General features: G+C 50.3%; 13 protein-coding genes. 5 read left to right on the top strand and 8 right to left on the bottom strand.

What is annotated here, in order from left to right:
• Positions 1-2: 2 nt before the first annotated feature.
• The 5 genes from RB297_RS02620 to RB297_RS02600 form a co-directional block, all read right to left on the bottom strand.
• Positions 3-1,223 (bottom strand): amidohydrolase, encoded by a 1,221-nt coding sequence (locus RB297_RS02620; protein ID WP_375119641.1) that lies wholly within the window; start codon positions 1,221-1,223, stop codon positions 3-5.
• A 167-nt stretch (positions 1,224-1,390) separates the two neighbouring features.
• On the bottom strand, positions 1,391-2,152 hold the full coding sequence (locus tag RB297_RS02615; protein WP_375119640.1) for a class I SAM-dependent methyltransferase: 762 nt from the start codon (positions 2,150-2,152) through the stop codon (positions 1,391-1,393).
• 32 nt (positions 2,153-2,184) lie between these two features.
• On the bottom strand, positions 2,185-2,781 hold the full coding sequence (locus RB297_RS02610) for a hypothetical protein (RefSeq protein ID WP_375119639.1): 597 nt from the start codon (positions 2,779-2,781) through the stop codon (positions 2,185-2,187).
• A 121-nt stretch (positions 2,782-2,902) separates the two neighbouring features.
• Positions 2,903-3,877, bottom strand: coding sequence for a phosphotransferase enzyme family protein (locus RB297_RS02605; RefSeq protein ID WP_375119638.1), 975 nt, complete (start codon positions 3,875-3,877; stop codon positions 2,903-2,905).
• Positions 3,878-3,913: 36 nt separating this feature from the next.
• Positions 3,914-4,477, bottom strand: coding sequence for an SMI1/KNR4 family protein (locus RB297_RS02600; RefSeq protein ID WP_375119637.1), 564 nt, complete (start codon positions 4,475-4,477; stop codon positions 3,914-3,916).
• Between the two features lie 178 nt (positions 4,478-4,655).
• Between RB297_RS02600 and RB297_RS02595 the strand changes: the two genes are divergently transcribed.
• Both RB297_RS02595 and RB297_RS02590 read left to right on the top strand, forming a co-directional pair.
• Positions 4,656-5,441: a M15 family metallopeptidase gene (locus RB297_RS02595; protein ID WP_096775568.1), complete on the top strand. Its 786-nt coding sequence runs from the start codon at positions 4,656-4,658 to the stop codon at positions 5,439-5,441.
• A 198-nt stretch (positions 5,442-5,639) separates the two neighbouring features.
• Positions 5,640-7,103, top strand: a complete 1,464-nt coding sequence (locus RB297_RS02590; RefSeq protein ID WP_375119636.1) for a 4-hydroxyphenylacetate 3-hydroxylase family protein — start codon at positions 5,640-5,642, stop codon at positions 7,101-7,103.
• A gap of 84 nt (positions 7,104-7,187) precedes the next feature.
• Here the strand turns inward: RB297_RS02590 and RB297_RS02585 are convergent, their stop codons facing one another.
• Both RB297_RS02585 and RB297_RS02580 read right to left on the bottom strand, forming a co-directional pair.
• A complete protein-coding gene (locus RB297_RS02585) occupies positions 7,188-9,272 on the bottom strand; it encodes a DUF5054 domain-containing protein (protein WP_375119635.1) in 2,085 nt (694 codons plus the stop codon).
• 206 nt (positions 9,273-9,478) lie between these two features.
• Positions 9,479-11,038 (bottom strand): HEAT repeat domain-containing protein, encoded by a 1,560-nt coding sequence (locus RB297_RS02580; protein ID WP_375119634.1) that lies wholly within the window; start codon positions 11,036-11,038, stop codon positions 9,479-9,481.
• Positions 11,039-11,183: 145 nt separating this feature from the next.
• On the opposite strand from RB297_RS02580, the gene RB297_RS02575 reads away from it, so the two are divergent.
• From RB297_RS02575 to RB297_RS02565, 3 genes are all read left to right on the top strand, one after another.
• Complete coding sequence (locus RB297_RS02575) at positions 11,184-12,056, top strand: helix-turn-helix domain-containing protein (protein ID WP_375119633.1); 873 nt, start codon at positions 11,184-11,186, stop codon at positions 12,054-12,056.
• Positions 12,057-12,181: 125 nt separating this feature from the next.
• A complete protein-coding gene (locus tag RB297_RS02570) occupies positions 12,182-13,033 on the top strand; it encodes a serine/threonine protein kinase (protein ID WP_375119632.1) in 852 nt (283 codons plus the stop codon).
• Between the two features lie 100 nt (positions 13,034-13,133).
• On the top strand, positions 13,134-13,343 hold the full coding sequence (locus RB297_RS02565) for a hypothetical protein (protein ID WP_009592958.1): 210 nt from the start codon (positions 13,134-13,136) through the stop codon (positions 13,341-13,343).
• Positions 13,344-13,411: 68 nt separating this feature from the next.
• Here the strand turns inward: RB297_RS02565 and aac(2')-IIb are convergent, their stop codons facing one another.
• On the bottom strand, positions 13,412-14,140 hold the full coding sequence (gene aac(2')-IIb, locus RB297_RS02560; RefSeq protein WP_375119631.1) for a kasugamycin N-acetyltransferase AAC(2')-IIb: 729 nt from the start codon (positions 14,138-14,140) through the stop codon (positions 13,412-13,414).
• Between the last annotated feature and the right edge of the window lie 112 nt (positions 14,141-14,252).

The raw sequence follows: 14,252 nt of genomic DNA, 5'->3' as shown, positions 1-14,252 counted from the left end.
GCCTAAAGCGAACCGGAGACGATGCTGCCCTTAAACATCGTCGCCACGCGCTTCGATCTTCTGGCAATGGCTTCGGCGGAACAAGAAGCTTCGACAAACACGATGCTGGCGGCGTCCCCGACCTGCGGCCATATCTGCTCGCCATCCGGACCAAGCGGCGTCATGCCGCGAGTGATATATTGAAGCGTACGTGCCAAAGAGCGTTCATCCACCCATCGGGACACCTCAGCCAGCCGGCCCGCGCGTTCCAGCACGTCCCCGTTTCCGAAAGGCGACCACACGTCAAAAATGTTATCGCATCCGACGGCTACCTCTACGCCGCACTCATGCAGCAAACCGACCGGCGGCATGTTGCGACCGATCGGCACGCTCGAAATAATGGCAACCCCTGCATCAGCCAGCATTTCCCCCATTTCGATGGCTTGCGACGTCGGGATATCGCCGAGTCCGAATGCATGGCTAATCGCCACTTTGCCCTGCAGGCCCGCCTCGATGGTCAGCTGTGCCAACCGCTTCATGGTGAAGGTTCCCAGATGATGGGCATCGTGCAAATGCAGGTCAATTCCCGCATTCGCCTCCACGGCAAGCTCTACCATTTCCTGCAGGGAAGCTTCGATATCACCATCCACCGTCGCCGGGTCCACCCCGCCTACCAAGCCTGCTCCGCCGCGAAGTGCTTGTCTCACCCATTCCTTTGACTTCGAGCGCAGCAAACCATGCTGAGGAAAAGCTACGATCTCGTAGGATAACTTTCCTTCAAATGCGCGTAATGCTTGTTGAACCGCTTCAAAGTTAGCCAAACCCGCTTCCGGATAAATATCGACATGCGTTCGTACATGCGTCACCCCGGACTCCAGGTACATCTGAAGCAGGCGTTCCGCACGGTCCTGCGTCCGGGTATCCAGGGCCGGAAGCGTTGCTTTCTCGATATCCAAACGCTCGAAAATGCTGGAGACCGGCGTTACGGATCGCCACCGGTCACCGAGCAGCGTTTTATCCAAATGGCAGTGCTTTTCGGTAAAGGACGGCAGAAGCAATACACCCTTCACGTCGTGTTGCGGCCATGAATCCGTGATGGTCTTGTCGGATGACACGATCTTCGCAATGTTCCCGTCCTCTATGAATACGTGGCAAATCTCCGTTTTTGTTCTCGTAATAACGCCTTCTTGAACTTCATAGCCGCTCTCTAAACGAGCATTCGTTAACCAAAATGCGGTACTCATATCCATCGTTCCTTTCCTTGCCAGATATACGATTATGCTATCATAGGAACATCTATATGGATAATATTAAAAAAATAGGATTCACTTAAGTTTTACATATACATATAAAAGAAAAGCCACCCGTTGAGGATGACTCTTCTGGTGAAGACATGGAAGTAGGCATGAGGTTAAAGCTTTATGGCTCTTGTCGCAATAAAACTGTTTGCATAACGGTCCAGCAATTTCTCGCCTCCGAAGGAATCCTCGTATAGCCCGGCAATCATAAATCCGGATTGAATCTGACCTCCCATTTGCTGTTCCAGCGTATGTCCGAATTCCAATGCTACCCCGCTTCTCACAATCTCTTCTTCCGTCGCATAATCCAGTTCAGAATAGGGAAGGTTGTGCTTCACCCGAAGCGTGCCCTGTTCTTCCAGTTCCCAGTCGAATAAATAAAAGACCGGGTTCATAAAGCCGCTAATCATTATGCCGCCAGGCTTCAACACGCGATATGCCTCCTGCCAGACCGGCTGGATATCAGGCACGTAAAGGTTAGATACCGGATGAACCAACAAATCAAAGCTCTCCGATTCAAACATGCTTAAATCCGTCATCGAACCGAGAACCGTCCGAATGGACAATCCGTCCCGTTCAGCAACAAATCGATCCTGCTCCAATTGAGATTCGGAGAAATCCAGCACGGTTACATTTGCTCCCGCAGCTGTCAATACGGGTCCCTGCTGCCCTCCTCCAGAAGCTAGGCAGAGCACATTCTTTCCGTTTAGTTCCGGAAACCATTCTTTGGGCACAGGCTTGGTTGAAGTGACGATAATAGACCAATCGCCCATTCTGGCTTTCCGGATTTCTTCGCTGCTTACAGGAACAGTCCACTGATTTTTCTGTTTGACTTTAAGCTCCCATTGGTCTTGGTTATGCTTGATAATCTCCATATGCAGATCTCCTATTATTGAATCATGGGCTTTCAGCTTGTATTCTCGGACCTTTGATCCAGCCAGGCTTCAAACTGTTCCGGCGTGCTTACGTTGTCTTCGAGAACCGCTGTATAAATATCGAAGCTTCGTACACTTTTTCCATATTCAGCAAGGCTTGCCCAACGATTTTTGATTCTCAAAATAGCTTCCCGGCGTTCCTGAGTCAGCCGTCCAGGCATCGTTATGATATGTTTCAAGTCAGGTTGTCTCTCCGGTTCATCCACGAACCAAATGTCCAAGGCCCATTCGTTACCGCGCTGTGATTTATATTTTAGTCCGATGTACAATCCATCGGGATACGCGGGATCCGTATTATAATCACCGGTATCGTTGATGAACTTCAGCTCCCGTACACCGGCTTGCAGCATGAGCTCCGATGCGATGTGTGCAGTTAATGGTTGATTCAGCCGGGAACATTTTACCGTCATGTCCAGGTCTCTCCATACCATCAATCCGAGGGCTGAGCTGCCGACACGCACCGGTTCGCCTGCTTGACTTAACAACTCGTAAAGTCGAAGTTCATCTGCTACCTCAGAAGCTTCCTCCTGGAGAGCCTCTTGTTGTAGTTGAAGTTCGCTTTCCGCCATACGGTGTTCACCTCTAATCATATCGTTGATATCTCATATGGTATCACCCGATCAGCGTGCTTTCCAAGGGATTGAATGCTTATAATTATCTTTCACGGATAAAGTGTGATTCGACATCGAACTATACGGAATAAAATATCCGTGCACCCGACAAATAAGGCGTGCAAAAATCGGCGCATAGCTTCGGCATTCGTTCACGCATCCATGCATGCACGGATTCATTCTCCATCTGAAAGACATAGTAGCCGATAATGGCAAGCAGCATGAAACCTTCTAATAAAACGAGCTTATGTTGTCCCGTATGATCATTGCCATAATACCCTTTCAGGAATGTATCCCGAAGCTGTGAAGGAACCATCATGGCACCCATGGCAACATCCGTGTAATGGTACCCTGGTCCGAAAAAACCAAAATCGATAAAACTCAGTTCTCCATCTGAGGTCATGATGATATTCCCCAAGCTTAAATCACCGTGGATAAGCCCCCAGGCCTCAACGTTACCACTGTCCACAAGGCGCGCGTTAACCAACGATATCGTTTCTTCAATAACGGAAACATCGGAGGAAGTAAACAAATCTTTCGCCAATCCTTGCTTTATAACTTCAATCATATATAGATTGTAGGCTATCCCCTGACTCGGACGCTTGTCCAAGCCCTCCTGCTCGTATGAGCCATAAAATTTGTGTAGCTCTGCAATGCGAGTCCCCAGCTTCTCGACCAGTACCGGGTCGCTTACGTCATCCTTCTGCAAGTCTCTTCCTTCCAGCCAGGTAAGCACGGAGCTGTTCCAACGCTTCCCCTCGTGTTCGAAAATCGTGATCAATTCACCTTTCCGATTACGCATAGGCCTCTGGACAAGCAGATGATCCCAGCCTGACAAGTGCTCCAGCATATGCAGTTCGCCCAGCAGACCGTCGTAGGTATGCTGCTGACCAGCCATGCCTTCTTTTAGCGGTTGATGAATGCGCATCAGATATGTGCTTCCGTCATGGCCTTTTACCTTGTACGTTCGATTTTCATTATGCCGAATAAAGGCAATTTCCGGTTCCCGGATGTCGTATTCATTCAAAATTTCCTGCAGCTGTTCAGTTCGCATTTGAAACTTCTCCTTATACTTCTGAAATGGAACCCGTCAGCCCTCCAGGAACGTATCGTCAAAACACGCTTTGAAATCCGGGTACAAAAATACTAGCGACTCTTTAAGTTCGGCCCGATCCGTGTGTTCTTCATCCAGATCAAACAATATTTCATGTTCGATCTCATAGATGGCTCCGATTCCCTCGCCGGCCTCTCCACTTACATCGATACACCAGATCTTGCCGTATTCGGAATCCCAAGTGAAAGGGAGATATCCCAGCCGGCACAACAAGGGATTGTACATGTTCCTGACGTTCTCCAGCGGCTCGTCTACCGGCTGTTCAGGTATGACGTCAAAGTAATGATGGTACGTGGAGATGAATGCTTTATACCACTCGGGAAAATTCAATCCATACGCTGCTTCCATCTCCCCAATCTGATCTTCGCTCACAATGGAAGGGACCAATTTCCATATGGACCATTCCTCATCGGTATCAACGGTCTTCATCTCCGCGGGAACGTCCGGCCGCATCCACCTGCAGAACCCATCCTCCGAAATTTCGCCGTATTTAGCGTAATAGGCCTCAAACCCTCGTTTGATATAATCGCGTATTTCCATGTATAAAGTCTCCTTATGTAGAAAATCGTCCCTTTTTCATATATTACTATAATCTATTTTCGGGTTATGATTAGATTCAATCTATTCTATTTTGTTTACAATTCAGAAACAATCCGGAGATTCTATCGATATAACTCTCTTATATACTCAATAGACAGCTAACGAGGAGGGACTACACATGCGCAATACTTTTATCAAAACAATCCTGCCATCCGTCATCATCGGTTCAGTCGTAACAAGTTTGGCTTTATCCGGGTTCCCGAACGGTTCCGGCTTGGATAAGGCGGAAGCGGCCGCAGCATCTTCTGCCAGCCTATCATTTTCGAAGTTTTTGGATAACAACGCCCCTAAACGGACGCTGAGGTCGGTTAACGGGATAAATACGGTCACCAATCTGTCCAGCACGGTTGTGCTCGTCAACAAACAAAGAAATCTACCATCGAATTATGTACCGCAAGATTTGGTCGTACCCCAAATTCCGTTCAGCTTCTCGGGACCAAGCCCCAAAAAGCAGATGAAAAAAATAGCGGCGTCTGCGCTCGAAAAGCTGTTCGCTGCTGCCAAACGGGACGGGATCGACCTCAAAGCCGTATCAGGTTATCGTTCCTATGCAACCCAAAAAGCCATATTCGCGCGTAACGCCAGTATCAAGGGCGAGGCTGTCGCTAACAAAACAAGCGCACGCCCGGGGCAAAGCGAGCATCAGACCGGACTTAGCATGGATATTTCCAGTGCTTCCGTAGGCTATGCCCTGGAGCAAAGCTTCGGAAATACGAAGGAAGGCAAATGGCTGAAGGCCAATGCACCGAAGTACGGATTTATCATTCGTTATGGAAAAGGTCAGGAGAAATTAACCGGATACTCTTACGAGCCTTGGCATGTACGCTATGTGGGCGTCTACATTGCCGGAGAAATTACGAGACAACAACTGACGCTGGAGCAGTATCTGGGTCAAGCCCGGTAATCGCAAATTTTATAAAAGCGGGCCCAAACGGGTCCGTTTTTTTTCGTATGAAGTCTTCCGGTCGCGCCTTCTGAGGTACATCCGCATATTTTGCAGCGTTTCCTGCGGACAATGTACTCCGCTTGGACGAAGCACGTACATTAACAGCAGTAGACAGGTTAGTTAGAGCTTACGATTTTCGCAAACGGGGTGAACAATGTGCCTATCAAATCAGGGAAACAGTACATCGAACGGATCGATCGGCAAAACATCAACCTTCGGTATAAAGGGGAGCTTATCCAGGGACCTTTATCCAAGCACCCTGCATTCCAGGGTATCATTCAGACCCAAGCGGAGCTTTACGATATGCAAGGCGAAGCGTGTTATATCGAGCAGATGACGTACCCCTCGCCCGATACCGGAGAACGGGTGGGCCTGTCTTTTCTCCCGCCGAGGAATGCCGAGGATTTGCAGAAACGCAGATTGATGATGGAACTTTGGGCCAAGAGGCACAACGGCTTTTTAGGCCGCTCTCCCGATTATATGAACACGGCGATCATGTCGCTGTACACGGCTGCCGATATACTGGAGGAACACAATCCGAAGTACGCGGAAAACCTCAGGGCCTATTACCGGTACTGTCGAGATCGTGATATTACGTTATCCCATGCCTTCATTCAGCCCTATGCTTGTAAAATGTCCGGACAGCAAGATGCTGCAGAGGACACGATTGCCGCCAAGGTGGTTGAGATCAACGATCAAGGCATGATCATAACCGGAGCTTTCATGATGGCAACGCAGGGAGCCACGTGCGAGGAAATGCTGGTATTCCCGTCGCCTTCGCCCACGTTGTTCCATAATGTCAATCCAACCGCATTCGCCTTTGCGGTACCGAACGATTTGCCCGGAATGACGTTTATATGCCGTGAGAGCTATGGTGCCGCTTCTTCCTATGATTATCCCTTGAGCGCCAGATACGAAGAGATGGACGTTCTCGTCATCTTTGACCACGTATTGGTCCCGCATGACCGGATCTTTTATTATGGGGACGAGGCCTATGCCGGACGTTTATTCGGCGAGAGTCGCTTTCACACCCATATTGCCCATCAAATGGCCACCCGTTATATCGCCAAAACCGAATTTATGCTTGGTTTGCTGGAGAGCTTGGCAGACGAGCAGAACGTTGGGCTCGAGCCCCAAATGATCGCCAACGTTTCAAAAATCATTGCATATCTCGAGACCTTCAAAGCCCTGAGATTGGCTTCCGAACTGGGCGCCAGCCGGGATAGATTCGGTTATTTCGTTCCATCGGCGGGCCCGCTTACCGCATCCAGCATGTTATTCCCCCAACTTTATCCCGAGATGGTGGAGATGATACAGCTGCTGGGTTCCAGCGGCCTGATTATGATCCCTTCCGAAATGGACTTCCAGTCGGATTCAGGTCCTTACCTGAACCAATATTTAAAAGGCTCGACCACGGAAGCGTTGGATCGAATCGCCTTGTTCCGCCTTGCCTGGGAGCTTGGCGCAGGCTCTTTCGGGGGCCGTCAAACCCAGTTTGAACGCTTCTTCTTCGGAAATGCGCAGACGGTAGCCTATCGCATGTATAACCAGTTTGAACAGCATGAGCAGCTGCGGAACAGGATTCAGGATTTTATCGCCAAGAACGATACTTCATCATGATTTGACGGTTTGGATGATTAGGCAAGAAAAAAAGATGCGAGCCCATAACTCACATCTTTCCGTTTCATTACAAACACAATGAGCTTACGAATGGGAATGCAGGCTCAAGCGGAACCGATACCTCATGTCGTCTTCGAACCACATCATAAAGTTTGTCCCCCATACGTTGTTGTGCAGGTTGAAATGAAATCCGCCGGTCAACGGAGCATAGGAGTTGTCGAATTGCAGCAGCCTCGGTTCCCCCGGGCACACAAGCGGCGCGTCCAAGGATTCAATGACCGCCGTTCCGTCCGCCCCCTCATAATATAAGCCCGAATTGATGCCATGCATGTTCCGGTTGCCGTCCTTGACGACGGATAACGGAGATATCCGCATTCCCAGCTTATCCATCGACCATGCGTGAGGATTATCCACAAGCGGCACAAACGATAACCAGCTTGCTTCCGGTAGACGGCATGCCGGTTTGCCCATCCAGCTTAGGCATACCTCAATGACGGGCTCATTCGCATGGAACGAATAGAATACGTTAATTTGGCGTGGAGCCCCGTACTGATTGCTGAGAACCTCCGGCAGCTTCATTTCTGCGGTCACGATATCATAATCGGCATGCCTCTCCAGGTGCAGTGTTCGCAAGGACGCGGTGTACCGCTGATGCTCCGGCCTCGGTTTGACATACTCGATTCCCGGCTTGCCGAAATCGTTGTCCGCCCAGCCATGATGTATATCCAGATTCGTCATGTATTCTTTGAAGAAACGGTTGTAGTTTTCTTGGCCGAAGGTTTCATACATATAAGTGCCAAGTCTCTGATGCTCTCCCGCCCATGCCTTTCCGGATCGATCCATCAATCGGTTAATCGAACCGTCGGCAGCGAAGCTCACCTGAAACTGGCCTAATTCGTAAAGCTCGTTCGTTTCGATCGGCTGTTTATGCTGCACCGGCTCCGAGTTAAGGACGGTATGCTGCGGACTCATCCGATCCAGCTCGGTTCTCGCTTCAGCCGCTAGCGTCGTGGGCAGCGATTGAAGAGCTTCTTCAAGATAATCCCGCTGCTCCTGCCAGGAACTCTCGTAATGGCTGTACGATCTGGTGCCGTTTGCCTGCTGGCATAGGTAATCGAATTTCTTCCGTGTATTGTCTTCAACAATATCCCGTGCTCTTGCAGCGGCTAGATCAGCCGAGGAATAATTCACGAAATCGACGAGATACACGGAATTGTTCAGCCCCCAAGTATGCTCGGGAATCAACATCAGACGGTTGCAAAATCGAGCGTACGCCTCACTGTCCCTATCCAATCGACCAGCCTCGATCCAGCGATCCCGAAGCCTTAACAATTCGCGGTAGCGGGCGATTTTCCAAGGATCCGAGGCAATCCCGTGTATCCAGGAGTCCCCGATCTCTTCGCTGACGACAGGCAATCGGTCTTTCACCGCTTGAAGCCGCGCGGCAAAAGCATCCAATGTCGAGGCCATGATCTCCGCCCCCGGATATTCCCTTCGCAGCTGTTCGAATAATGCCCGGATCTCCTCCATCGTGGATGGACCATGATTATCGTGGGTATGGGCAAAATACAAGGCATCCTCCAGCCCTTCCATCTGATAGGGCTTACCATAACTATCCGCATAATGTACGATAATCTCCGAGCCGTCGGAAGCACGCCATACAAACATCTCCGGCACCTTGGGATTTTTGGAGACCATGTTAACGCCTAAATGTAAATATTGTATGCCGTGTTTTGCCAGCAGAGGCACCATGGCTAGGGTATGGCCCGGAACGTCCGTCATTTTTGCGGCAATCGTGGTTTTTCCGTACTTTCGGTCCAAATCGCCCGAAATGGACAGCCCGAATTCGAATAAACCGGCATCCATGATCTCGGTATGCGTTGTAAACGGCAGCCCGTGCCATACCATGCGTCCATCCCCAATGGCTTTTTCCATGCGCGCCCGCATGTCGGGAGAAGCCGTTTGCAGAAATTCATGGATTAACCATGAGCCGGTGGTCCATACGAATTTTACATCCCCCTCTTCATTCGCCAGCTGTTCGGACAGCTCCAAGGCCTGGGGTATGAAATGTTCCATATATCGGTCGATTACGTTCTTTCCCAAATCGGTAAACCCGATGTCCAGATGGGTCTTGAATACGACATGAACTCTTTTGATTGATGCTGCCATGCATGACCGCCTCCTTCAACAATGATCGGCTAATGCCGAACTTTGAGCCCATTTTACTAGAGCGCATCGAGCAAGTCTTTGCATGATAGGGTCATGCTTTTGCAAAATAAGGACACCTAGCGTGAATAGAGCCAGAGTACGGGCAAGCCGAAAAGCCCTCTCATTTCGGCTTGGAATGAGAAGGGCTTGTAAGGAAAATGCGGATATCAGAACGTGCTCGCCTTCGTTGTGTCCGGACACCATCTGGCCGGTCGGTAATATCGGATCAGGACCTCCATCGCTTCGGGTGTCCGCAGATGGGTAAGCGTTTCGAAGGCATACGCCCTGACGTAACGATCCTTGCTGAGAAGCGCTTGCTCTAGCGAATGGATGACGATGGGAACATCCTGTGGCGAGGCCGTTCGCAGCAATGACAAGGCTGCCGTATATCCGAGTTTGTTCAGGATATAACTTTGCTGCGTGTTGTCGTTATCCCGGGTTTCCGCTGTTCCGTCCCCCTCTTGCAGTATCGACTCTTCCAATATGTTGGCCAAGGCCTGGCACATTTCGCCTGCCTCACTCCCCATCATGCCCAGCGCTTCGATTGCGTTTCGACGAACCCAATCGCTCGGGTCCTGTAAGCATGCAATCAATGCAGACGAAACCTCACGCGTCGAAGGCACAATCGCCCCTAACGCAAAAGCAGCAAGCGCTCTGCGCTTCTCGTCCGAATGTTCGAGCAGTGTCAGCAGTCCTGGAACGGCTCCAGCGCCGGCACTCTGCAGTCCGTAAGCCGCTCTTTCCGCGATTTGCCTTGTACCTTCGGACATAAGGCGCAGCAATTCATCGGTTCCTGCGGATCCCAGCCGGCCAAGCGCATAACCGGCATTCAAAGCTACCGGCTCCTTGTCATTTAACATTCGGCCCAGTTCCGGAGCTAAGGAAGCGGCCTTCTCTCCTAACATTCCAACTTGATCCGCCGCCCTGGCGCGAATGACCTCGTCCTCGGATTTTAATTCTTCGGCCAATGGCTCGATCGGGACTTCGTCTTCCGTTGCCGAGAGGTTCTCCTGACCCGGTTCGCCGCGCATCCAGTTCCATACATCCCTCCAAAGATTCAAGTGCGCGTAAGGGGTTCCCCCCGTTAGGTTCATTTCGGTCCCTAGATGATTCCAGCTCGGCGATTCCGGCGCACGCAATCGAACGAATTGAAACTTCAGCATGTATCGATCCATGCCAGACACATTAAGCGAAGCTTTGTGCCACAAATCAAAATGCACCAAAACCATCGTCCCCGCTTTGCCGGTCGGGAGTATCGTCTCGCCTTGATCGCCTACGAACTTATCGTAGTATGCGGTACCGGGCATGATGGCGGTAGGTCCCATTTCCTCGGTGATATCCTGCATGTAATAAAATATCATCGCCCACCAAGGTCGGTGACTGCGCATGCTGGACCAGTAACCGTCTTTATGCCACTGCCCGCCCCCCGGCAGCGGATCGCCTGGCTGATTGTAATGGCAATGCCGATGCGGATGCATGTAGTATTCCGGTCCGAGCACGCTCGTCAAAGCCCCTTGAACGACCGGTGTTTCGAAGAACTGCTGAATCTCGGGTACGCGGGGCAGGATGTTATTGCCGGGATTTCCTTCCTCGTGCAGTACGGCGTTGATTTTATCCCTGACTTCAGCATGCAGCTGATCCGGCAATTCGTTATGAAGCACCACATACCCCTTCATGATAAACTGACAGATTTGTTCATCCGTCAACAGCCATTGACTGTCCAACATCTCAATTCCCTCCTCAAGCATGAAATGAATTAGTGTTAGTATAGCAATGGCCGCGATCCCTGTATTTACATAAACGTCAGGCTTTTGTACAATCGTCATGCGAATATTAATAGAATCTTTTCTTGAAGGATGTGGAAATGAATACGTGGATTTTGCCGTCTTCCATCCCTATGTGCTGTATGCCACCAGATACCCCTTTTCCAAAGGTCAAAGCAATAACAACCGCCACTGTTATTCGTCATCCCTTTATCTCATTACCGAGGGTCGGGGCATCGTTCGCACCCGTGGGCGAACGCACATCACCGACCCAGGTTCCCTTGTGTACATACCGGCAGGTCAGCCGCATGATTGGATAGCGGACAGAGTGGATCCCATGGTCCATGTGTGCTGTTATTTCGACTGGGCCCATGTGGACCGCAGGCATTTGGCCGATCACCCCAGCGTAATATGTTATGACATGGCCCAACTGAATCCTTCCTATGTAGGTCCTGCTTTTCCTTACGCCCTACCCGAGTTCATGAGAGTAGAGAAAGTCAGCCTATGGAGCGATTGGTTTGAAAAATTCTACACCGGGAACCAGTATGAAAATGAGCATACCTATATGCGCAGCGTGAAGACGCAGAGCCAATTCCTGCAATTCATTGAATACTTCCTTGCCTTCGCCCTGCAGGACGAGGCGATACCCGATCACAGAATGAACAAGCTGCTGCAGCGTTTGGATCAGGATATCCTTCACGGCAAACTGCGGCCATTGGAAGCATATTATGAGGAGCTCCGGATCAGCAGAGGTTATTTCTTCGAATTGTTCAAGCGTTCGACGGGGCTGCCGCCGACGCAGTATATTAACCAGTTTCGCATCCATCGTGCCAAGGAGGATCTGCGCAATACGGACATCAGCATTACCGAGATCGCCGAGAAGTTCGGCTTCTCATCCATCCATTATTTTTCGAAGCTGTTCCGTCAACTTAACGGACTGTCGCCCCTGGAGTATCGGAAACATCAGATGGAAGCCGACTGACGAACGAACTTCGCCCCAATCCGATGTATACCTCGATGCGTAACATCGCTTATAATGTACGATAATCAGGAATGGCACACGCTCAGAATGAGGCGAAGGACCTAAACAGGAGAGGTTGGAATATAATGCGCTTTTTATCGAACCTCGGCTCCTTTATCAACGCATGGCGGGATTACCCGGCTGAAGAGAATACGGTGCTGGGGAGTCGCTACACCGTCCAAGAAATGATTGGCGAAGGAAGTTACGGCATCATCTATCAATGTCGGGATCAACAGAGCGGTCATATAGTCGCCGTCAAACAGTCACGGCCAAGCAAAGGCGATTACGCCAACGAATTGCTGAATCGGGAAGCCGTGATATTAAGCACCCTTCAGCATCCGCAAATTCCGGCATATCGGGATTTTTTCACGGACAGCCGCCATTCGTATCTGGTCATGTCTTATATGGACGGGGATACGCTGGAGGATTTAATATTCGAACATGGCATGAAATACGGGGAAGCCGAATGTTTCCATATCGCGCTGCAGCTTCTGGAACTGGTCCGTTACCTGCACGAACAAGGCTATGTTCATCTCGACCTGCGGATTCCCAATGTGCTGTTTAAGGATGGCCGTATCCATCTCATCGATTTTGGGCTGGCACGTAGGATCGGTGAACCCCCTCCTCTCCGGCAGCCTGCCCGAAAGAAGTTCCGGCGCGGCGGCACGAGCTCCTCTGTTCAATATAAAGAGTCGAAAGAAATCGAGGATCTCCGCGACATCGGTCACTTTATGTTGTTCATGCTCTATTCTGCCTATGATCCGGACGACGACCCGAGCGCAATCGGGGATCGAAGCTGGCAGGAAGAACTGCAGCTCTCGGATGAACTCCGGGATATGATCAAACGCTTGCTGCAGTTGAGCAGACCTTACTCCGGTTCCTTGCAATTCATGAATGAGCTCCAGACGCTCGCGAATGCAAAAAAACCGCCCCTCTGATAAGACGGGCAGCGTTTTATTTGATTCCGGGGTTTCATTTATGTTACGATCCGATTAAATGATATGGAATGATTCCGAACAAGAAAGGAGGAAATTCCACATGTTACGAAAAATCATGAACAAATTTCTCCACTCGACGTCCCACAGTCATGGCCGCAAGCGTTACAGCAGTTCCGCGAAGAATTACGGAAGAAAATACAGCAGCAGTCACGGGTATTCTCGCCGCAAAGGATCGTCTTCCGATTATAAACGCAGGCATGGCAACCAAGGTCATGGCTATTATAAAAACAGAAGAGGCAGCTCAAGCTAATCATTCAACATCATATAGCACACTACCTCCTTCAACGTGGTTGCATGTTGAGGGATTTTTTTATCGTTTCACCGAATCGTGAAGTTGACGCCGTAATAGGACAATGCCAATTTACCGGCCACTCTCTGGGAAGAAGCATTATCCCATGAGGTACTGTACAGGGGCAATGCTCCCATTTTCCGCACCTCGATTGCCCAACCGGCAGCAACGGCGGCCGCATAACCTCTCCCTCGAAATTCGGCTAACGTCTCCAGTCCGGCTTCGTGCGCTTCCGCAGAAACGCGAACACTCCGGCAGACCGACACCACCCTCTGATCTTGAATGATCGCGACACAAGGCTGGGCGTAGTCGATTTCCGCGTTCAGCCATTCCAAACCGGCGAGCGAATACTCGGTTACATTGTCTCCGGTGATCGATACCGCCTGCATGTTCGGCGATGACGTTGTGATGTCAAGAATCCGATAACAAGGTCCGCTCGTATATTGATCAGCAGCCAGCAGATTCATGTAGTCATCGAAGTGCTTGGGTCTCGTTTGAAAATCTTCGTTAAGAGACGGTTCATTTTCAACCAGCGCCGTCAGTTGCTCGGCAAGTTTGTCCTGAATATCATAACGAAGCCGGCAAACGGCTGAACCGTCGATCGTTCGACCCAAGAAAAATCGGGGAGCCGGCTCCTCTCCCGGCCAAGGCTCGTTAATGGTTCGCATCCGACTATCCAGGTCATGCGTAAACATAACCCGTGCGTGCATCTCCATCAAATCCTTAGCGGTTGGCTCATGTCCTATCCGCTGGTTCATGCTTTCACCCCCATAAGAATTTCAACCATAGTTTCGCCTCATCCATCTCCATCGTAGCAGATTTTTCGAACAACGGGTTGGGCACAAATGAATATAAACGATAAATAAAAAG

This window comes from Paenibacillus sp. CR_12 (genome assembly GCF_041953985.1).
In the GTDB taxonomy this organism is placed as follows: domain Bacteria; phylum Bacillota; class Bacilli; order Paenibacillales; family Paenibacillaceae; genus Paenibacillus_AQ; species Paenibacillus_AQ lautus_A.
Note: the sequence above shows the minus strand (reverse complement) of the source record. Positions and strands in the feature narration are given on the sequence as shown.